The sequence below is a fragment of the Rasiella sp. SM2506 genome (assembly GCF_050859505.1).
Classification (GTDB): Bacteria; Bacteroidota; Bacteroidia; order Flavobacteriales; family Flavobacteriaceae; genus Marinirhabdus.
The window spans coordinates 1,956,927-1,976,446 of record NZ_CP193934.1 but is presented as its reverse complement, the minus strand read 5'-3'; the positions used below and the strand labels follow the sequence as shown (position 1 = coordinate 1,976,446).

Sequence of the window (19,520 nt, the reverse complement as noted above, 5' to 3'; positions counted from 1 at the left end):
ATACTATATGATAAGTCGAACCTCTCCTAATTCTTGAATTTTATAAGGGAATTTGTTGCCAGGCGAAGCAATAAACATAAAATTAATAGGGATTTTCCAGCGTTTGGAAAGTTCCTTTATTTTATCGGGGCCAAAAACGCCGGGTTCTATGATAAAATCAACTGTAATAGATGGATATGCCCTATCTAAGGTTTCAATATCTTTTTTGAGATTACTAGCAACCGCTTCATCAAAATCGAGTACCGAAACAATTTTCACCTTTCGTGTCGCTTCATTTTCGGTAATATAACGTAGAACTTTATTAAGTGTGGCTACTTCGTCGTGATTGGTAAAATAAATAAATTGTTGGTTATTTAGCTTCGTTAAAGATTTCTTTACTGCTACATTCAGCTTAAAAAACAAGGTGCCTTTCTCGGGCGAAATATAATCAAGTAGCGATAACAACAATTTGTAAATCTGTTTTCGATACAACATAAAGAATACCACCCCAAGCGTAGGAATTAAATATTCCATAAATATCGCCAAATAACCTGGGTTCAAAATTACGTTGCCCACAATAGCTGAAGCCACCGCAAAAATACCAATAAACAAACCCAACCAACTTGACCGCTCCGGTCTTGGCAGGCGAGAGCGATTTACTTTCAGCAATAAATTTCCAATTCCAAATAATGTCATAACAGACAAAAATGCAATCGTATAAACTCCAGCCAGCTTCGCCAAGTCTCCCCTTGTAACTAATAAAATAGAAACACAGAGCACAAAAAATAAAATATAGATAGGATAGTTACTTCCTTTCAAGGTTTGTTTCAGCAGCGTATTCGGTAAAATTCTATCCAGCGCCATACGCTTCATCAATCCGCCCACACCCACAAATGAAGTAAGCACAGCACCGCTTAACACCAATGCGGCATCTATACCGATTAGGAGCGATAACCAATTACCACTCGCGGTTCTTCCCATTACCGAAAGTAGGGCATCTTGGTTCTGCACGACCGTAGTCATAGGGATGATGGCAAGTGCTAAAAAAGCAATAAGCGGGTTGAAAACTGTAACGACAATCCACATATTTCGCAATGTTTTTGGAAATACTCCCTTTTGTTGCTCTTCTACATAGTTAGCCGAACTTTCGAATCCACTTATACCGAGCATTGCAGCAGAAAATCCCAAGAATAATGCTGTTACAATACCGCCTTTTACGGGAGTACTAAAATTGGAGAATAGCGTTTCAGTTCCATTTTCAAAAAGAAATACCAGACAAAATCCGCAAAGTAGGCTAAGTGAAAGCAGATGAAATAGAAAAATGGCAATAGCAACTTTTGAAGATTCACCTATTCCCAGAATGACTACACCCATAAAAAGTAAAAGCAAACCAACGGTCATAGGAATAATAGGAAACACCGGCCAGATACTATAGGCATATTTTACCGCCTCACTTGCTGAAATTACTGCAGTGGCCATATAGCTCAATACGGTTAGAGCAGCCGCCAGAGAGGCTGTAGATTTTTTTGTAGTATTTAGAAGTGCATTATAAGCACCTCCATTGAGCGGTAATGCACCTACTACCTCGCCATAAATTTTTCTAAAAAAGAACAATACAACACCAACCATTAATAGAGAAATCCACGCGTACTGCCCTGCATATACGATAGCGAGTGCCGAAACATATAAGCAAGATGAACTTATGTCATTGCCGCAAATCGCAGTAGCCTCCAGTTGATTGAGTTTCTTGGACATTCTTAAAATTTAGTAATGCAGTCTAAGGTACTTTTAATGAGTGAGTATTGATAGTATTTCATTAGTATATTTTATTGTGTAAGTCCCACTTCCGACTATTTGAAGATTTTATATAACTAATTAATTATTAATGATGCCATTTTTCCATAAAACTGAGCAATGTCATTTCAAACGGAGGTATTATACTTTTACTTTGCTAGTAAAATTACGTTCGATGATACATACTATAAACCCAATTACAATAAATAAGGTCAATCAAGTGCTGTCTGAACTACAGGACAAATATCCTGAAGTTTATAATTTAATGGGTGAAGAACCTTTTGGGCACTTATATGGTACAAAAAAGAAGATTGACAACCAAACGCTGTTAAATTATATTACAGATATTGAAGAATTATTACAACAACTTTCTGTAACACATCCTTCTTAAAAATGAACATTGGTCTGGTATTATCGGGAGGGGGTGCTCGTGGGGTTGCTCACATTGGCGCGTTAAAAGCACTTGAAGAGAAACAAATTGAAATTACCCATCTATCAGGTACAAGTGCAGGGGCCATAGTGGGAGCACTTTATGCGGCCGGACATTCTTGGTCAGCTATTTTAGCATTTTTTAAAAAGGTACCCATATTTCAATACAAGCGCTATGCGTATAACAAACCTGGTTTTATAGATACGAGTAAATTTTACAGTGATTTATCCCCTTTTTTTAGCGAAGACGATTTTAGATGTCTTAAAAAACAACTTTATATTACTGCTACCGATCTTGTTACGGGAACCGAAATGATATTTTCTGAAGGGGAACTTATCAAACCTGTTCTTGCTTCATCTGCATTTCCTGGTTTGTTCACTCCTATCTTAATTAATAAAATTCCCTATGTGGACGGTGGTGTACTGAACAATTTTCCCATAGAGCCACTTAAAAATAGTTGCGATTCCATTATTGGTGTTTATGTAAATCCGTTGGAAGAAATAACCCCCAATCAATTGAAACATTCATATCAAATTGCAAACCGAGCGTATGATATCAGTTTCAATAGCCGATGTATTAATAAGTTCAAAGAAGTGGACATCTTGATTGCTCCAAATGAGCTTGAAAAATTCGGAATATTTAATCTTAAGAATATAGATGCTATTTTTGAGATTGGGTATAAAGCAGCAATAGAGGTACTAGAAAAAGTACCTGTTTAATTAAGAGGAACTGTAACCAACTTTTGATCTCTTGTTAGGCACTTCCCATTGAATCATTTCCTTTAAAAACTCATCTACTTTTTCGACAATAAACTTCTCTGTGATTTCTGAAGGAGTTATTGTTCCAATTTCAACCATATTATTATCAGAAGTTATTCCATTTACTTCGGGGAACATTATAAAGACATACACATCACCACTATACGTTTGTGAGAACACTAATGCACCTCCAGGAATAAATTGAAATGCTGGTATACGATTTGTACAATCTATTAGTTCCTCAGGGAAGGCTTCAAAACTAATATTAATAGCTTCACTATTATGAATCCAGTTAAGTTCCTGAACTTTCCAACCAATTGCATAGTTAACGACTATGGCCTTTAGCGTTTTCAATAATAATGGTTTTGTTTGCTTGTTCCATTCAGTTTTCTTAGTGACAACCGTTTCAATAGAAGACTTATAAGTTGCAATACGTTCTTCAAGATGTTCTACTTTCATAGGTTCTATTCTTTAATTGATTTAGCTCGCTTTCTTTCCAATCGTTCCTGTTTTCTGAAATAACCTCTAAACAAAAAATTATGTTTCAAAGCTTCCATATTTTCATTCAATTTTTGGGAAGCTTCCTTGATTTCAATCATAGTTGAGTCTATGGTTTTTGGTAAAATTTCATCTTTTGTGAGATAATTGAAAGTACTTTCAGCCGAATTTATTTCAGAAACAATTAGCACTAGTTGTTCTGTTGTTTTGGAAATATCCTCACTTGACTTTTCTAAATTTGAAATCATTTGATGCACCTGGTTCCCCACAATAGTATCAGTCAATAAAACACCCACAGCACTTTCATCCATATCTATTTTTGAAAACTTATAATTCAAAGAGCCTATGAGTCGATCAGCGCCCTCTGTTGTTTGCTTCAAATTGTGTAACGTTGCTCTTATGTCCTTTGTCAATTCAGCATCTGTAAGCAGGGCACCCAGAGCTCCTTCTCCTTCTAAAACCTGTTTGGTGATTTTCAATAAATCTGCAGTTAGCAATGCGGCATTTTCATTAGTAACCCTTAGTGTAGTGAGCATATCGTCCATTCCTACTTTACTATTGGTAGGTATGGTATCTCCTGCGGTAATGACTGGAAGGTTTTTATCACCAGGAAGAATATTTACCACCATACTCCCCACTATGCCGTCCGAACCTATGGTTGCTATGGCGTCCTTTTTAATGAATGCACCTGTTTTTTTATCCACCATCATTTGTACGACGATAGCGCCCTCATCCACCATTTCAATGTTGCCTACGGTCCCTACATTGATTCCCGAATAGCGAACATTATTGCCCAACTGCAAACCGTTCACATTATGGAAAACAGCATACACCTCAATATTTTTACTGAAAATGTGCTGCCTTTTGCCAATAAAATAGAGCGCTGCAACAAGAATAATGGTGCCTAAAATTATAAACAATCCAACGCGGGTTTTATGAGAAGCTGATTTTTTATTCATAATAAGATATTTGAAAAATAGAATTTATGAATGCTTAGACCATTCATTTCATTTAGTTTAAAAAGTGTAAAAAGGCATTTCATACTACTTAGTTTTTAAAAAAGGCTTGCACTTTTGGATCTTCGGAAGTGGATAGTTCTTCAAATGTTCCTTCTACATAATTAATCCCGTCCACAAGCAAAATCATTCGGTTGCTTATGACTCGTGCACAATCCACATCGTGCGTAATAATTAATGATGACGTTTTGTACGTTTTCTGAATGGTTCTCATTAACTGAATGATTTCCTTTGCTGTAATGGGATCAAGTCCTGTGGTGGGTTCATCATATAAAATAATTTTTGGTTTTAAAATAAGTGCCCTTGCCAAGGCCACTCGTCGTTGCATTCCTCCGGAAAGCTCAGCTGGCATTAAATCTATCGTTTGCTCCAAACCTACATTTTCAAGGGCTTCCACTACCAATTCGGTAGTGGTTTTGGATGCATCTACTTTATCTCGATTTCTTCTCAGGGGAAATTCAAGATTTTCACGTACCGTCATAGAATCATACAAGGCACTTCCTTGAAATAGAAAACCGATCTCGGTTCGCAGTACATCTAGCTCCTTTCGGCCCAAAGAAACAATATCATAGTCCCTAATTTTAATAGATCCGCTATGGGCTTCCATTAATCCCACCAAGCATTTTATCATAACCGATTTTCCCGAACCAGATTTTCCCATGATCACCAGATTTTCTCCTTCATATAATTTTAGGTTAAATCCGTTGAGCACGTGATTGTCGCCGAAACTTATGTGCAGATCTTTTATTTCTAAAATTGGTTCTTTCATAATTAAAAGAATATATCGGTTAGAAAAACGGCTATAAAATCTATCACAAAAAGTAACATAGAAGTATACACTACCGCAGCATTTGATGCTTCTCCTACCCCAACCGTTCCTTTTGAGCAATGGTAGCCTTTATAACAACCCACCAAACCAATAGCAAAACCGAAGAAAAACGATTTAACAGTTGCGGGAACAATATCACTAAACTCAAGCGCATCAAATACCTTATTAAAGTACAGCATATATGATACTTCGCCTTTTAAATTTTCCACAATGGCCGAACCAAAAAGCGCAACGGCATCTCCCATAATAATCAATAACGGAAGCATTAAAGTCGTTGCCACAATACGGGTTACCACTAAATATTTAAAGGGGTTAGTGCCCGAAACTTCCATTGCATCAATTTGTTCTGTTACTTTCATACTTCCAAGCTCGGCACCTATACCAGAACCAATTCGTCCTGCACAAATGAGCGCAATCATCACAGGTCCTATTTCACGAACAATAGAAATACTTACCATAGATGGCATCCAAGAAACAGCACCCAATTCGAGCAACGTAGGTCTTGATTGAAGTGTAAATACCAAACCAAGAATAAACCCAGTCACACCTACTAATAGAAAAGAGCGATTTCCCATCTGGTAACATTGGCGTATAAGTTCCTTCCACTCAAAAGGTGCTGTAAATACTTCTTTAAAAAAACGAATGGCGAAATATGTCATATCGCCCACTTCTTCAAAAAAGCGTTTTGTTTTTATTACTATGGAATTTGTTTCGTTCAACGCCTATTAATTCTAATCAGTAAAAATAGGGTGCTTAGCAGCTAAGAAAAATGACATCCGTCAGTTGTCCGAAATGACTTTTATCATTTTAAATCGATTGTTTCAATAGTTTGTTTACCTTATAAATTTTAAACTATTATAAAAATTACGGCAGGTATAAGAAGTTGATCAATAACCTTTTTATCCAATCCTTTTCTAAAAAAGGCAATCTTGGTAAGGTTGCTCGATACGTGATATAAAGCTGTAATGCCTAAAACAGATTGAAAGTCAAAAAAGAAATTGGCGATGGGCACAAAGAAAACTGATGAACCAAATCCGCCCACCGTACCTAAAATTTCAGCAATAAGCGATAGAATTATAAAGACCGGTAAATAGCGAGAGAGCAATTATGATTTTATATAGTCTAAAAAGTAGTTTTAAGAAGTAGTCAACACTATGATATATATCATTTTGGTCTATTTTATAGTTAGTTGATAAAAACAAATGTTAAAAAGTCACCTATTCGGTGCGCATAAATTTCAGGGGTCTTGAAACCCCCTATTCACAGTCTAAATAGCCGCTCCGTTCTGGTTCCTCCGGCTCCACAATCACTCACAACTGCGTTGTGACTGAAAACATAATAAACCCGACAAGCATTTTCGCTTGATCGGGTTTTGTTGTTTTTAGACACCAGGGCTGCAAGCACTGGCAGTTGTATTTGCAAGACTGGAGCTATTAAGGGATCACCTTAGGTAATCCCTCCGGCTCCACAATCACTCACAACTGCGTTGTGGCTGAAAACATAATAAACCCGACAAGCATTTTCGCTTGATCGGGTTTTGTTGTTTTTAGACACCAGGGCTGCAAGCACTGGCAGTTGTATTTGCAAGACTGGAGCTATTAAGGGAGCACCTTAGGTAATCCCTCCGGCTCCACAATCACTCACAACTGCGTTGTGACTGAAAACATAATAAACCCGACAAGCATTTTCGCTTGATCGGGTTTTGTTGTTTTTAGACACCAGGGCTGCAAGCACTGGCAGTTGTATTTGCAAGACTGGAGCTATTAAGGGATCACCTTAGGTAATCCCTCCGGCTCCACAATCACTCACAACTGCGTTGTGGCTGAAAACATAATAAACCCGACAAGCATTTTCGCTTGATCGGGTTTTGTTGTTTTTAGACACCAGGACGGCAAGCACTGGCAGTTGTAATTGCAGGATTGGGGCTAGTAGGGATCATACGTTTATAATCACCTACTACCTTTCGTGCCTCTGGCAGGCAGGCTCCACTCAAAAAGCCACCTTCGGGTGGCTTTTCTCGTTTCACCTTCGGGATTCGAATTCCAACACGCCAGCTCGCCCGTTCGCTAATCTTAAATTTTAGTTTTTGGTAAAGGAAAGATGATGATGGGGTGGGATTTCTTATTTGACTGATATTTATCATATTTTAACCTATAGCGCAATTGTAGTTTTGTCTTAAATTCTTAAATAGATAAATAATGACAACGCTAGCAAAATTTCAAAAAGACTACACTCAAAATATTATTGGTTATTCTGCCATAGGAATGTTAGCTTCCACATGCATAGGATCTCTTGCTGTGATGGCATCACTGCTTCATGGAAATGGTTTTCTACAAATGTTTCTGGTATTTATAACAGTAGCGATTTGTAGTACACATAACGCAGCGATTTTGACCTTACAAAAACCTTCGATAATCTATAAACTACTGATAGCAAGTGTGCTAATCAATTTTGCGATTATAGTGTATGGTTTCGCTTCTTAATTTACAATTATGTGCAATTCCCTAATAGCGAAATATAATGTAGCAGGCCCTCGGTATACAAGTTATCCCACAGTACCATACTGGGATAGTGACACCTTTTTCTTGAAGGCCTGGAAACAAAAAATAATCAAAAGTTTTAAAAGTACTAATGCTTCACAAGGCATTAGCCTATATATTCATCTTCCATTTTGTGAAAGCCTCTGTACCTTTTGCGGTTGCCATAAGCGCATTACAAAAAACCACTCTGTGGAAATTCCGTATTTAAAATCTATTTTGCAGGAATTAGAGTTATACATCGAACTTTTTGGAGAAAAGCCAATTATAAAAGAACTACACATAGGCGGTGGCACGCCTACTTTTTATAGTCCGGAAAATCTACAAATGCTGATGGAAGGGCTCTTAAGAAGAGTACAAAAGGCGAAAGAGTATGAGTTTAGTTTTGAAGGACATCCTAATAATACGACCATAGAGCATTTAGAGGTTCTTGCTTCCTTTGGCTTTAACAGAGTAAGTTATGGTGTACAAGATTATAATGATACGGTGCAACGAGCTATTCATAGAGTGCAGCCCATTGAAAATGTAATACGTGCTACGGAGGATGCACGCAAAGTAGGATATACATCAATAAGTCACGATTTAATCTTTGGTTTACCATTTCAGAAAAAGAAACACATCCGGAAAACCATTGAAATCACTACACAGTTACGTCCAGACCGGATTGCATTCTACAGCTACGCACACGTGCCCTGGATGAAAGGAAATGGACAACGCGGTTTTAAAGATGCCGACCTCCCTTCTGCAGAAGAAAAGCGAGCGATGTATGCATTGGGTAAAAAACTACTTCTTGAAGCTGGATATGTAGAAATTGGGATGGATCACTTTGCTTTACCCAGCGACAGTTTGTATACAGCACTAAAAAACAAAACTATACATCGAAACTTTATGGGCTACACAAACTCTAAGACAGATGTAATGATAGGCTTAGGAGCATCGGCCATTAGCGATAGCTGGACTGGTTTTGCTCAAAATGAAAAAGGAATTGAAGCATATCAAGACTTAGTATCGAAAGGAATTATCCCTGTATTTAGAGGGCATATGTTAACTGATGAAGATCTTATCATAAGACAACATATTTTAAACCTGATGTGTAGATTTGAAACGTCCTGGCATACTGACGAATTAAAAAACTCATCGTTCCCTATAATCCTAGAGCAATTAAGAGAACCCGAAACAGATGAACTTATTTTTTTAAAACCAGACGGAATTCAAGTAGCCGAAAAAGGAAAGCCGTTTATCCGTAATATATGCATGGCTTTTGATCTACGATTACATCGCGAAAAACCCGAAACACAATTATTTTCTATGACTATTTAAGTTTAGTGGTGAAAATGAAAAGGGAAGCAATGTGATAATTGACTTCCCTTTTTTTATTCGTCTTTTTTCTTCTTCCCACTCTGCACCATAGTGTAAATAACTACTGAAAGTATCACGCAAACAACGGCGAAAACTATAATAAGCGCAGTTCCCATTCCCCAATTAACCAAGGGCATATTTAAAAAATTCATAGATATCGATTTTAGATTATTATAAAATATTGATTAGTGACATTCATACTTTGCTTCAACCTGAGCAACCATTGGCTTAGGAGAAATAAAAGAAATACCAAGTCCTAAACCTCGTAGAATAAATAGAAAACCAAAAAGCACTATAACTATCGGTATTGCTTTTCTAATTCTGGTTTTAACGACTCCCGTTATCAAGTTACCCAAATATATTGCTGTAGTCATAAGCGGTATTGTACCTATCCCAAAAAGCACCATATAAAGACCTCCTTCCAACACACTTCCAGAAACGATTGCTGTAAAAACAGCGAGATATACTAAGCCGCAGGGCAGAAAACCATTTAAAAAACCAATAGTAAAAAATGTGTCTGGTGTCTTTTTTTTAAGCTGCTGGCCTAAAGAGGATTTAATGCGGGATATCCCTATAAAAATGGGTTTAGAGACACTCATTTTAGCCATCCATTTTTTGGGAAAGACTGCTGCTAAAATCATAAGCACCCCAATGACAATAGATAATTGCTGCTGCAATCCAAAAAGAGAAAAACTTTTTCCCAACAGTCCAAATAGCAGGCCGATAATCCCATAAGAAATAAGACGTCCTACGTGGTATAGTCCTATTTGAATCGATTTTCGCCACGTATTTGTTCTATCAACCGGCAATAAGAAAGCAATGGGACCACACATTCCCACGCAGTGAAAGCTGCCTAACAATCCAAATAAGAGTGCTGCTCCCCACATAGTTAATACACAATTTGATTTTTATATAAATAAGAAGTATCCTCATACTCCCAAGAAATGGTAATGTTCCAGCGACCTTCCAATAAACGTTCGTCAGGTATGAGCAAAATTGAACCAGAAAGTTCGATTGGAAAATCGAAATCCAGTTGTTTACTGGAAGGTCTATATAGGAACACCGTACCTTCAATTTTAGAGGATACTAGTTCTTCAGGAAATTTTAAAAGCCAACCTTCTGGTGTCTTACTTCCCGTAATTTTACTGCTTAGATTAACAGCATTCGTTTCTGCATCTATTTCATTTTGGTATAACATTTCCTTTTCATAGTAGGCTTCTGTTACTAAATCGTGGCTGTACTCTTTATTGGTACTCATTGTGATGACCATATATAGAATGAAACACATAAAAAGCGCCATCCCTATTACTAAACCTGTTCCCCAATTAATTTTCATAGCGTTTTATTTATAACTGCGTGGTCCCAAAAAAGATGCCGTTGTAGTTTCTATTAATGTTGAATTACTGTATACCCCAATTTCTAATCGGTCTTTATCTCCGCTTAATGCGCTAGTGTTTATTTCAATAAACAAAGTACCTTCTGCCAATCCTTGTGCGGGAACTACAAATGTTTCGTGAGAAACTATTTCTATGCTCCCAGGATGAGATAAAAGTTTAAACGTTACCTCAGAAATTTCTTCAGTTGTTTTATTTATCAATTTGAAGGTGTATACATTGCTAATTATAGTATCTGCTTTACGCTCATATAATTGCCCCGGCAATCGTAATATCCTTGCCTCTACATCATTTCGTAAAAAAAGCATCCCCACCAATACCGCAGTAAGTATAAACAACACAGCTGTGTATCCTTTTAATCTTGGACCGAATTCAAACTTTTTCTTCTTCTCTATATTTTCTTCACTTGTATAGCGAATAAGCCCTTTGGGAAGATCTACAGAATCCATAATGCTATCGCAAGCATCTATACAAGCAGTGCAGTTTACACACTCTAGTTGTGTACCATTTCTAATATCGATACCCGTAGGACATACATGTACACACTGAAAACAATCTATACAATCACCTTTTCCAATGTCCTCGCGATTTTCATTTTTCTTAAATTTTGACCTACCTTCCTCGCGTTCTCCACGCTTGTGGTCATAGGCAACTACAATCGATTTATTATCCAAAAGCACTCCTTGCAACCTACCATATGGGCAAGCTATAATGCATACTTGCTCTCTAAACCAAGCAAAAATAAAATAAAATACTCCCGTGAAAATAAGTAATGATATGAGTGTGCTTGTATGACTTAAAGGACCCTCTATGATATAGTGTAGTAAACGGTCGCCACCAATTAAATAGGCCAAGAACACATTTGCTATTAAAAAAGAAATAATGAAAAAGATACTCCATTTCAACATTCTTTTTTTAATCTTTTCAGCATTCCAAGGCATTTTTGCGAGGCGTATTTGTTTTCCTCTGTCGCCATCAATCCAATACTCAATCCTACGGAACACCATTTCCATAAATATAGTTTGCGGACACACCCATCCACAAAATAACCTTCCAAAAGCCACTGTAAAAAAAACCACGAAGACCACTCCCAGTAACATCATAATAACAAACAGATGAAAATCTTGTGGCCAGAATGGATAGCCAAAAATATTGAAACGTCGCTCCAGTACATTGAACATTAAAAACTGGTTGCCCCCTATTTTAATAAAAGGTGCAGAAAACAGAAAAGCTAATAATACATAACTCACATATTTGCGATACTCATACCATTTACCAACTGGTTTTTTAGGAAATACCCATGCCCGCTTTCCATCTTCACTCAAGGTTCCTATGGTATCTCGAAAGTTATCTTGTCCCTGTTCTGCCATTAGAGATCACTTTTTAGTATTCTTAATTATCATAAAAATGGCATCTGCTGTTGCCATTACGGAATGTGGAATATCTACTGGTATTTCATACGTATCGAGACTTGATAATTTTATTACCTTATTTGAAATTCTAAATTCAATCTCGCCATCCAATACGCATAACTTTGCCTTTACGGGTGTTGTATGTTCAGGAAAAAGAAGTCCTTTTTTAAGACCAACGGCTAAAATGTGAATCCCGTGTTTTTTAAAAAGAACCCGTGTGAGCGGTTTATTGCTTAATGTTACGTCCTCGAATAATTCATTTAATAGTACCATATCGTTATCTTTCTAATTGTTGGATTTTAAAAAGCATTAAACCAGCAATGTTTTTACCGCGTTGCTTTATTTCATCAGCTCTTATTCCTTTAAATTTTTCATCTATTGTTTGTGTCCAAAGTGCTAACCACCTATCAAATTGCTCTTCGCCCATTTTTGTTTTCCAACTTAGCTCTTTGTGTGTGCGAATTGGGTTTCCTTTAAATGAAGTAGATCCAAAAATGATAGTTTCCCAAAAGCTATACATTTTTGGCAAATGTTCTTCCCAATCTACGTTGACAACTTCAGTAAAAATGTAACCAATAGTAGGGTCTATTTTCACTTTGCTATAAAATGAATTGACCAACAACTCTATATCTTTTCTTGTTTCTAAATCCTTCATACGCAAGCATTCAATGGTAATCCTTCTGTTAACTAGTTTCACTATACCGAGTTAGGGATAGAGCGGTTTGTTTGAGCTCTTTTGTGCCCACCAAACTTTTCGAATGTGCTCAAGGTGATATCACAAAAAGCGAGTAGCGAAAGCCCGGCTCTGTGTTGCTTTGCCCGAGAAAAGCAACGCAGGGCAACTCCCTAATTATCGCCCGGTACTATAACAGCCGTGGAATCGTTTACTTTTAAAACAGCTTGCTCAGGCGCATCGGGATCTACCCAAATATCGCCTTCAGGATCTTTTGGTTCGGCGGGAGTGGTTCCTTTAAATTGTAATACATAACTGGAAACTTGCGCCATTTCCAAGGGTGTTAGATCAGATTTCCAGGAAACCATTCCCTTGCCATCACGCCCACCTTCAGAAATAGTATTAAACACCTTCTTAATGCCACCGCCTAATATCCAGTAATTATCGGTGAGATTAGGACCTATCCCACCACCACCATCTGCCTTGTGACAGGCAATACAGTTTTGTGTGAAAATGTTTTTTCCAGCCGTTATATCTGCCGGATCGGTTAGCACCACGACCGTGTTTACATCTACTAAATTCTTTGCTGTTTTTTTATAATTCTCAATTTCTATTTGTGCTTCCGCCACAGCGAGATCATATTCTTCATCCTGATTTATGTCATCAAAAATATGATATCGAGCCATGTACACAACCGCAAAAACTATGGATGCGTAAAAACTATAGACCCACCAAGGTGGGAGTTTGTTATCTAACTCTTTAATGCCATCATAATTATGGTCGAGGATAATCTCGTGTTCTTCCTGGATGGGCTTACTTCCTAAAAGGTTGCTGTACTTTCGTTTTATCCAGCTGAATTGATTTTTCTTTTTCACTACTTCTTCGGCTACGTACCGAGCTTTTGCTTCGTCACTCAACCCTTTAAAAAGTATGTTTTGAAGCGCTTCAACAATTAATTCTACAGCGATGGAGAATACAAGGACAACGCCTAGTACTGCCCAAAGAATGGGGTATTTTTCTAAAGCCCATTGTTCACCTGCATCGGCAATAATTTCAAATAAAAAGAAAGCTATAGCTATAAATCCAATAATGCGTAAATAGGATGCTGTTGTTCTCATAGTGATGTATCGTTTTCGTCATTTTCTAATGGAATATTACTTACTTCTTCTATATGCTCTTTTTTGGCGGTCCATACCCAATAAAAAAGCACTGCAAAGAAGATAAAAAAGATCAATAATGATATAATAGGATAGATTGCTACGCCGTCTATATTTTCGAGATTTCCTTTGATGTATCGTAACATAATTATTCGATTTTAGTAGCAGAATTAGCATTTGTTTTTACTTTAATATCGGTTCCTAATCGCTGTAAATAGGCAATCAAGGCCACAACTTCTCGGTCTTTCATTTCAATAAAATCCTCGTCGTTTTCTAGTGCAAACTTCTTATCTGCTTCGTAGGTTTTTGCAAAATCCGGATCGTTGTAGAGGTTTTGTTCGATGGTAGTTCCTTGGGCTGTCATCCACTGTTGTGCGTTGGCAATTTCTTCTTCGGTGTAGGGAACTCCTAAGCTCACCATTGCTTCCATTTTATCTTGCGTCAAAGATTTGTCCAATTCATTCTCTATAAGCCATTTATAAGATGGCATTATGGAGCCAGAAGAGGTGCTTTGTGGGTCGTAAAAGTGGTTTAAGTGCCAATTGTCGCTGTACTTCCCTCCTACGCGAAGCAAATCTGGCCCCGTACGTTTGCTTCCCCATAAAAACGGATGGTCGTATACATATTCTCCGGCCTTGGAGTATTCGCCATACCGCTCTACTTCACTTCTAAACGGGCGTACCATTTGCGAGTGACAAGACACACAACCTTCTCTAATGTAGAGGTCACGACCTTCTAATTCTAAAGGACTATATGGTTTTACGCTTGAAATAATAGGCACATATTCATCTACCATCAACGATGGTATAATTTGTACCGCACCTCCAATTAGTATCGCTATGGTAGCGAAAATGGTAAGTTTTACGGGACGACGTTCTAACCAAGTGTGATATCCCTCTTTTGAAGTACGCTTATTTGTGACCCGCTGCAGCGGTGCAGCTTCAGCCAATTCATCAGTAACCTTAGACCCTTTACGTGCCGTCATTATGACATTGTATAGCGCAATAAAAGCACCTACAATAAACATACTACCTCCAATGGCGCGCATCCAGTACATGGGCATAATCGCGCTAACTGTTTCTAGAAAATTTCCGTACGTAAGCGTTCCATCGGGATTAAATTGTTTCCACATGGAGGCTTGTACAAATCCAGCAACATACATAGGAAGCGCATATAAAATAATCCCTAAGGTTCCTATCCAGAAGTGGGCATTGGCTAATTTGATTGAATATAATTTGGTTTTAAACAATCTAGGCACCAACCAATAGATCATACCAAAGGTTAAGAATCCGTTCCAAGCAAGTGCTCCTACGTGTACGTGGGCAATGACCCAATCACTAAAATGTGCAATCGCATTTACGTTCTTAAGCGATAGCATAGGCCCTTCAAAGGTTGCCATCCCGTATCCCGTAATCGCCACGACCATAAATTTAAGCACTGGATCTGTACGCACTTTATCCCATGCACCCCGAAGGGTTAACAATCCGTTAATCATCCCACCCCAAGAAGGCGCAAGTAGCATTATTGAAAAAGCCACTCCTAAGTTTTGTGCCCAATCTGGCAAAGCCGAATACAATAAATGGTGAGGGCCTGCCCAGATATAAATAAAGATAAGTGACCAAAAGTGGACAATAGAAAGCTTGTAAGAATACACAGGTCTGTTGGCAGCTTTAGGAACAAAATAATACATCAATCCCAGGAAAGGTGTCGTTAGAAAGAACGCCACCGCGTTGTGTCCATACCACCATTGCACCAAGGCATCTTGTACCCCTGCATATACCGAGTAACTTTTTAAGGCACTCACAGGAATTTCAATACTATTTACAATATGAAGTACCGCTACCGTAACAAAAGTTGCGAGATAGAACCATATCGCAACATACAAATGGCGTTGTCTTCTCTTTAATATTGTTCCTATTAAGTTGGCTCCAAAGGCTACCCAGATAATAGCAATGGCAATATCAAAAGGCCACTCTAACTCGGCATATTCTTTAGAGGTAGTATACCCTAATGGCAACGTAATCGCCGCACCTACAATAATGGCCTGCCATCCCCAAAAATTAAGGTTACTCAACCAGTTTTTCCACATTCTAGCCTTAAGTAGTCGTTGCGTAGAGTAATAAACCCCAGCGAAAATGGCGTTCCCTACAAAGGCGAAAATAACTGCATTGGTGTGTAATGGACGCAGACGACCAAAACTAAGCCACGAGATACCATCGGTCATATTTGGAAATAGAAATAGAAAGGCCAAAAGCAACCCTATGCTCATTCCCACAATCCCCCAAAGCATTGTAGCTACTATAAATTTTCGAACAATTTTATTGTCATAATAGAACTTTTCAACTTCCATAATTATGCGTCTTTGGTATTTGAATTAGTTGGTTTTTTTTCTGAAGTTTCTAAGGAAGGTGGCGTTGCTTCTTTGACGACCTCATCTTCAAAAAGCATACGTACCGAAGGCGTGTACGTATCGTCATACTGACCGCTTTTTACTGAAATGATAAAGGCTATAAAAAAGACAACGGCGACTATGACACTAATCGCCAGTAACACATAAATAATACTCATACCTACCTGAATTATGGTGTAAAAGTAAATGTGAAAGATTTTTTAAAATATGACGAATGTCAGTTTTGAAAATTTCGTGGTATATAAGCGTAACGAATATCTTTTTGCCAATCAAGATCATCGATTACTATGTACTTGATACACTTCATAACGTTCTCAAAGGATTCTTCAAACAATAGCTCCATAGGTCGCACGATATACCCACCCCATCGCTCTGGTTTTGCTATTGATTCATTTTTAAATAAGTCTTCAAAGTGATGATAGCTTTCTTCTAAAGCTTTTCTCGAAGTTACAGATTCACTCTGTTGAGATGCCCAAGCGCTCAATTGACTCCCACGAGGGCGCGCTTCAAAATAGGCTTCAGACTGTGCTTGGCTAACTTTCTCAGCAGTTCCTAGGATTGTAATGCGCTTTTTTGCCTTTTCCCACGAGAATGAAAGGCACACCTTACTGTTTTTAGCGATTGCTTTTCCTTTTGAACTGGTGTACTGCGTATAGAAAATAAAGCCTTCCCATGTATATTGCTTTAAAAGAACCATTCTCGTGTTCGGAAAACCGTCTGTTCCTAACGTTGTTAACGCCATTGCATTGACTTCAATTTCTGGGAATTGATCTTTTACAATACAAAACCATTGATGAAAATGCTGTATGGGATTTGGCTCATTCATTATTGATAGATTTACCTGCATACCATCGCACCATGAGTGTAGTAAACACTACAATACTTATAGAACTCAATGGCATTAAAATTGCCGCCACCACAGGCTTTAAGTGCCCCGTTACCGCAAATGCCAATCCAATAAGGTTGTAGCAAAGCGAAAAGAGAAAACTCCACTTTATAATTTGAACCCCTCGTTTTGACGCCTCTAAGAAATTTGGAATGCTAGTGAAAACGCTGGCATCCAGAATTCCATCACAGGCGGGCGTAAATACGTTTGTATCTTCAGAAATAGCGATGCCTACATCACTTTGCTTTAAAGCTCCTGCATCGTTAAGACCATCACCCATCATTAATACGGTCTTGCCATTCTCTTGCAATTTTTTAATGAAATGTAGCTTGTGCGCTGGTTTCTGATTAAAATAAAATTCGGTGCCCTGTGGCATTAGTTGTGATAAATGTTCCAGTTCGCCATCGTTGTCCCCAGAAAGTACGATGAGTTTGTATTTTTGAGCTAACCTTTGCATCGTATCTTCAATCCCATTTCGATATTCATTATTGAAAATATAGCAACCTTTATAGCTGTCATTCGTGCTAATATGAATAGCCGTTTGCTGTTTGTTATTAGGTATTTCTAGTTCTGAAACTATTTCTGTTACAAAATTGTAAGAACCTATTTTAATGTGATTTTGAGCTGTTTTGGCGAAAATGCCTTTACCAACAACCTCTTCATAATCATCTAATGTGTGACTATTATTTCTTTTTAAATCCTTGTAAAGCGACCTACTTAAGGGATGATTAGAGTTGCGCAATGAGGTTGACAAGAGCTTTTTTTCTTCTTCGGAAAGTTGCACTCCTTCATATATAATACTGTTTTGATGGGTTGATGTCAATGTTCCGGTTTTATCAAACACCAACGTATCCACCTTCGCTATTTGTTCAATGACCGAAGCTTCTTTTACATACCATTTCTTATTTCCAAAAAGCCGTAAAACATTTCCCAATGTAAAAGGAGCTGCAAGAGCGATGGCACAAGGACAGGCTACAATTAGTACTGCTGTAAACACATTAAACGCCTTGCTTGGGTCATAAGAGAGCCAGAAAAGTGTGGCGAGAAAAGCAATGCTTACGATCGCTACGGTAAATTGTTTGCTAATACCATCCGTAATCGTTTGAAAACCACTTGTTTTGGTTTTGCTGAAAATTTCATTACTCCATAACTGTGTGAGGTAGCTTTGTGAAACGGGTTTTAAGACTTCAATTTCTAACACACCACCTTGCTGTTTTCCGCCCGCATACACCTTATCTCCAGATAATTTTGATACGGGAACCGCTTCTCCCGTCACAAAACTATAATCTATAAGGGCATCGCCTTTTAATAAAATGGCATCCACGGGAATAAGTTCGTTATTTCGAATGAGCAGTCGGTCACCCTTTTTAATGAGGTGGACTTCGGTTTGTGCTTCGGAATAAGCGCCAGTAGTCTTTCTAAAAAGCTGCGTTACTGCCATGGGGAAATACGATTTATAATCCCGCTCAAACGAAAGATAGGCGTAAGTTTTCTGCTGAAAAAACTTCCCCAGTAACAAGAAGAAAACTAAGCCCGTGAGACTATCAAAAAATCCAGAACCTGTATCTAGAATAATATCAATCGTACTTCTCATAAATAATACCGAAATACCCAACGCTATGGGCACATCAATATTTAAAATTTTGGAACGCAGTCCTTTATAAGCGGAGATAAAATAATCTTGTCCCGAGTAAAATACTACGGGTAACGAAAAAGCAAACATCAACCAACGAAAAAGATGCTTAAACTGATCCAACCAGAATTCGGTTTCTTCAAAGTATTCAGGAAAAGAAAGGAACATCACATTTCCGAAGGCAAAACCCGCCACCCCTAATTTGTAGATAAGGGTTTTGTTATGATTCCGTTTTTTAGGCTGGGCATCATCGAGAGAAATGTAGGGCTCATACCCTAATTTTGCTAACGAAAGCACTAATTGTTTGAGGTTCAAAATTTCAGAAGAAAAAGTAATCCGCACCGTTTTTTCAGGAAAGTTAACTTGTGACGTGAGCACGGCAGCATGTAATTTGTTTAGATTTTCGAGTACCCAAATACACGAACTACAATGAATGGATGGGATTAAAAAGGAAACGACTTGTGTACCGCCCTCGTCAAATTCTAACAACTTTTTAGCGATGGCTGGATTGTCCAGAAAATCGAATTTGGCTTCAGTTAGTTTTGGAGATGTGCCTGGCGATTTTTCTAATTCGTAATAATATCCAAGATCATTATCGTTTAAAATATCATACACCGTCTTACAACCAAAACAGCAGAAGTTTTTCTCTAATTGTGAAATAATTTCTTCATCACACGGATCTCCGCAATGGAAACAAGAAGTCATATATTAAAATTTGCTCATGATACCTTTCGCAAAGGTGCTGTTATGAAGAT

Annotated in this window: 23 protein-coding genes; 4 read left to right on the top strand and 19 right to left on the bottom strand. The window is 37.9% G+C overall.

Annotated features, from left to right (window positions below; genetic code table 11):
• Window positions 1-3: 3 nt before the first annotated feature.
• Window positions 4-1,734: an APC family permease gene (locus ACQ2HF_RS08995; protein WP_432410100.1), complete on the bottom strand. Its 1,731-nt coding sequence runs from the start codon at window positions 1,732-1,734 to the stop codon at window positions 4-6.
• Between the two features lie 214 nt (window positions 1,735-1,948).
• On the opposite strand from ACQ2HF_RS08995, the gene ACQ2HF_RS08990 reads away from it, so the two are divergent.
• Both ACQ2HF_RS08990 and ACQ2HF_RS08985 read left to right on the top strand, forming a co-directional pair.
• Entirely contained in the window at window positions 1,949-2,164 is a 216-nt protein-coding gene (locus ACQ2HF_RS08990) for a hypothetical protein (protein WP_432410099.1), read from the top strand.
• A 2-nt stretch (window positions 2,165-2,166) separates the two neighbouring features.
• Window positions 2,167-2,922, top strand: coding sequence for a patatin-like phospholipase family protein (locus tag ACQ2HF_RS08985; protein ID WP_432410098.1), 756 nt, complete (start codon window positions 2,167-2,169; stop codon window positions 2,920-2,922).
• Here the strand turns inward: ACQ2HF_RS08985 and ACQ2HF_RS08980 are convergent, their stop codons facing one another.
• From ACQ2HF_RS08980 to ACQ2HF_RS08955, 6 genes are all read right to left on the bottom strand, one after another.
• A complete protein-coding gene (locus ACQ2HF_RS08980) occupies window positions 2,923-3,420 on the bottom strand; it encodes a hypothetical protein (RefSeq protein WP_432410097.1) in 498 nt (165 codons plus the stop codon).
• A 5-nt stretch (window positions 3,421-3,425) separates the two neighbouring features.
• Window positions 3,426-4,418, bottom strand: a complete 993-nt coding sequence (locus ACQ2HF_RS08975; protein WP_432410096.1) for an MlaD family protein — start codon at window positions 4,416-4,418, stop codon at window positions 3,426-3,428.
• A gap of 88 nt (window positions 4,419-4,506) precedes the next feature.
• Window positions 4,507-5,244, bottom strand: a complete 738-nt coding sequence (locus ACQ2HF_RS08970) for an ABC transporter ATP-binding protein (protein WP_432410095.1) — start codon at window positions 5,242-5,244, stop codon at window positions 4,507-4,509.
• 2 nt (window positions 5,245-5,246) lie between these two features.
• Window positions 5,247-6,023 (bottom strand): MlaE family ABC transporter permease, encoded by a 777-nt coding sequence (locus tag ACQ2HF_RS08965; RefSeq protein ID WP_432410094.1) that lies wholly within the window; start codon window positions 6,021-6,023, stop codon window positions 5,247-5,249.
• Between the two features lie 128 nt (window positions 6,024-6,151).
• On the bottom strand, window positions 6,152-6,409 hold the full coding sequence (locus ACQ2HF_RS08960; RefSeq protein WP_432410093.1) for a hypothetical protein: 258 nt from the start codon (window positions 6,407-6,409) through the stop codon (window positions 6,152-6,154).
• A 771-nt stretch (window positions 6,410-7,180) separates the two neighbouring features.
• Window positions 7,181-7,330, bottom strand: coding sequence for a hypothetical protein (locus tag ACQ2HF_RS08955; protein ID WP_432410092.1), 150 nt, complete (start codon window positions 7,328-7,330; stop codon window positions 7,181-7,183).
• Between the two features lie 172 nt (window positions 7,331-7,502).
• On the opposite strand from ACQ2HF_RS08955, the gene ACQ2HF_RS08950 reads away from it, so the two are divergent.
• Entirely contained in the window at window positions 7,503-7,787 is a 285-nt protein-coding gene (locus tag ACQ2HF_RS08950; RefSeq protein WP_432410091.1) for a hypothetical protein, read from the top strand.
• 9 nt (window positions 7,788-7,796) lie between these two features.
• Window positions 7,797-9,161, top strand: a complete 1,365-nt coding sequence (gene hemN / locus ACQ2HF_RS08945; protein ID WP_432410090.1) for an oxygen-independent coproporphyrinogen III oxidase — start codon at window positions 7,797-7,799, stop codon at window positions 9,159-9,161.
• Window positions 9,162-9,214: 53 nt separating this feature from the next.
• On the opposite strand, the gene ACQ2HF_RS08940 is transcribed toward hemN, so the two are convergent.
• The 12 genes from ACQ2HF_RS08940 to ACQ2HF_RS08885 form a co-directional block, all read right to left on the bottom strand.
• Window positions 9,215-9,352 (bottom strand): hypothetical protein, encoded by a 138-nt coding sequence (locus ACQ2HF_RS08940; RefSeq protein ID WP_432410089.1) that lies wholly within the window; start codon window positions 9,350-9,352, stop codon window positions 9,215-9,217.
• Window positions 9,353-9,385: 33 nt separating this feature from the next.
• The gene (locus ACQ2HF_RS08935; RefSeq protein ID WP_432410088.1) at window positions 9,386-10,087 is read right to left on the bottom strand and encodes a sulfite exporter TauE/SafE family protein; all 702 of its coding nucleotides are present in this window, start codon (window positions 10,085-10,087) and stop codon (window positions 9,386-9,388) included.
• Window positions 10,088-10,089: 2 nt separating this feature from the next.
• Complete coding sequence (locus ACQ2HF_RS08930; protein WP_432410087.1) at window positions 10,090-10,536, bottom strand: FixH family protein; 447 nt, start codon at window positions 10,534-10,536, stop codon at window positions 10,090-10,092.
• A gap of 6 nt (window positions 10,537-10,542) precedes the next feature.
• Complete coding sequence (ccoG, locus tag ACQ2HF_RS08925) at window positions 10,543-11,964, bottom strand: cytochrome c oxidase accessory protein CcoG (protein ID WP_432410086.1); 1,422 nt, start codon at window positions 11,962-11,964, stop codon at window positions 10,543-10,545.
• Window positions 11,965-11,970: 6 nt separating this feature from the next.
• A complete protein-coding gene (locus tag ACQ2HF_RS08920; RefSeq protein ID WP_432410085.1) occupies window positions 11,971-12,279 on the bottom strand; it encodes a cupin domain-containing protein in 309 nt (102 codons plus the stop codon).
• Between the two features lie 4 nt (window positions 12,280-12,283).
• Entirely contained in the window at window positions 12,284-12,661 is a 378-nt protein-coding gene (locus ACQ2HF_RS08915; protein WP_432410084.1) for a group III truncated hemoglobin, read from the bottom strand.
• 191 nt (window positions 12,662-12,852) lie between these two features.
• Complete coding sequence (locus ACQ2HF_RS08910; protein ID WP_432410083.1) at window positions 12,853-13,797, bottom strand: cbb3-type cytochrome c oxidase N-terminal domain-containing protein; 945 nt, start codon at window positions 13,795-13,797, stop codon at window positions 12,853-12,855.
• The gene (locus ACQ2HF_RS08905; RefSeq protein WP_432410082.1) at window positions 13,794-13,982 is read right to left on the bottom strand and encodes a CcoQ/FixQ family Cbb3-type cytochrome c oxidase assembly chaperone; all 189 of its coding nucleotides are present in this window, start codon (window positions 13,980-13,982) and stop codon (window positions 13,794-13,796) included. Before ACQ2HF_RS08905 ends, ACQ2HF_RS08910 begins: the two co-directional genes overlap by 4 nt.
• Before the next feature lie 2 nt (window positions 13,983-13,984).
• Window positions 13,985-16,186 carry a cytochrome-c oxidase, cbb3-type subunit I gene (gene ccoN / locus ACQ2HF_RS08900; RefSeq protein WP_432410081.1) on the bottom strand — a complete coding sequence of 734 codons (2,202 nt, stop codon included), beginning with the start codon at window positions 16,184-16,186 and terminating at the stop codon, window positions 13,985-13,987.
• A gap of 2 nt (window positions 16,187-16,188) precedes the next feature.
• Window positions 16,189-16,404 (bottom strand): cbb3-type cytochrome oxidase assembly protein CcoS, encoded by a 216-nt coding sequence (ccoS, locus tag ACQ2HF_RS08895; protein WP_432410080.1) that lies wholly within the window; start codon window positions 16,402-16,404, stop codon window positions 16,189-16,191.
• A 59-nt stretch (window positions 16,405-16,463) separates the two neighbouring features.
• Complete coding sequence (gene pdxH, locus ACQ2HF_RS08890) at window positions 16,464-17,072, bottom strand: pyridoxamine 5'-phosphate oxidase (RefSeq protein WP_432410079.1); 609 nt, start codon at window positions 17,070-17,072, stop codon at window positions 16,464-16,466.
• A complete protein-coding gene (locus tag ACQ2HF_RS08885) occupies window positions 17,065-19,470 on the bottom strand; it encodes a heavy metal translocating P-type ATPase (RefSeq protein ID WP_432410078.1) in 2,406 nt (801 codons plus the stop codon). The genes pdxH and ACQ2HF_RS08885 overlap by 8 nt, the downstream gene beginning before the upstream one ends.
• Between the last annotated feature and the right edge of the window lie 50 nt (window positions 19,471-19,520).

Excerpts from the sequence above, each read along its gene's own strand:
- ACQ2HF_RS08995 (WP_432410100.1), bottom strand. The coding sequence starts at position 1,734 with ATGTCCAAGAAACTCAATCAACTGGAGGCTACTGCGATTTGCGGCAAT.
- ACQ2HF_RS08990 (WP_432410099.1), top strand. The coding sequence starts at position 1,949 with ATGATACATACTATAAACCCAATTACAATAAATAAGGTCAATCAAGTG.
- ACQ2HF_RS08985 (WP_432410098.1), top strand. The coding sequence starts at position 2,167 with ATGAACATTGGTCTGGTATTATCGGGAGGGGGTGCTCGTGGGGTTGCT.
- ACQ2HF_RS08980 (WP_432410097.1), bottom strand. The coding sequence starts at position 3,420 with ATGAAAGTAGAACATCTTGAAGAACGTATTGCAACTTATAAGTCTTCT.
- ACQ2HF_RS08975 (WP_432410096.1), bottom strand. The coding sequence starts at position 4,418 with ATGAATAAAAAATCAGCTTCTCATAAAACCCGCGTTGGATTGTTTATA.
- ACQ2HF_RS08970 (WP_432410095.1), bottom strand. The coding sequence starts at position 5,244 with ATGAAAGAACCAATTTTAGAAATAAAAGATCTGCACATAAGTTTCGGC.
- ACQ2HF_RS08950 (WP_432410091.1), top strand. The coding sequence starts at position 7,503 with ATGACAACGCTAGCAAAATTTCAAAAAGACTACACTCAAAATATTATT.
- hemN (WP_432410090.1), top strand. The coding sequence starts at position 7,797 with ATGTGCAATTCCCTAATAGCGAAATATAATGTAGCAGGCCCTCGGTAT.
- ACQ2HF_RS08940 (WP_432410089.1), bottom strand. The coding sequence starts at position 9,352 with ATGAATTTTTTAAATATGCCCTTGGTTAATTGGGGAATGGGAACTGCG.
- ACQ2HF_RS08935 (WP_432410088.1), bottom strand. The coding sequence starts at position 10,087 with ATGTGGGGAGCAGCACTCTTATTTGGATTGTTAGGCAGCTTTCACTGC.
- ACQ2HF_RS08930 (WP_432410087.1), bottom strand. The coding sequence starts at position 10,536 with ATGAAAATTAATTGGGGAACAGGTTTAGTAATAGGGATGGCGCTTTTT.
- ccoG (WP_432410086.1), bottom strand. The coding sequence starts at position 11,964 with ATGGCAGAACAGGGACAAGATAACTTTCGAGATACCATAGGAACCTTG.
- ACQ2HF_RS08920 (WP_432410085.1), bottom strand. The coding sequence starts at position 12,279 with ATGGTACTATTAAATGAATTATTCGAGGACGTAACATTAAGCAATAAA.
- ACQ2HF_RS08915 (WP_432410084.1), bottom strand. The coding sequence starts at position 12,661 with ATGAAGGATTTAGAAACAAGAAAAGATATAGAGTTGTTGGTCAATTCA.
- ACQ2HF_RS08910 (WP_432410083.1), bottom strand. The coding sequence starts at position 13,797 with ATGAGAACAACAGCATCCTATTTACGCATTATTGGATTTATAGCTATA.
- ACQ2HF_RS08905 (WP_432410082.1), bottom strand. The coding sequence starts at position 13,982 with ATGTTACGATACATCAAAGGAAATCTCGAAAATATAGACGGCGTAGCA.
- ccoN (WP_432410081.1), bottom strand. The coding sequence starts at position 16,186 with ATGGAAGTTGAAAAGTTCTATTATGACAATAAAATTGTTCGAAAATTT.
- ccoS (WP_432410080.1), bottom strand. The coding sequence starts at position 16,404 with ATGAGTATTATTTATGTGTTACTGGCGATTAGTGTCATAGTCGCCGTT.
- pdxH (WP_432410079.1), bottom strand. The coding sequence starts at position 17,072 with ATGAATGAGCCAAATCCCATACAGCATTTTCATCAATGGTTTTGTATT.
- ACQ2HF_RS08885 (WP_432410078.1), bottom strand. The coding sequence starts at position 19,470 with ATGACTTCTTGTTTCCATTGCGGAGATCCGTGTGATGAAGAAATTATT.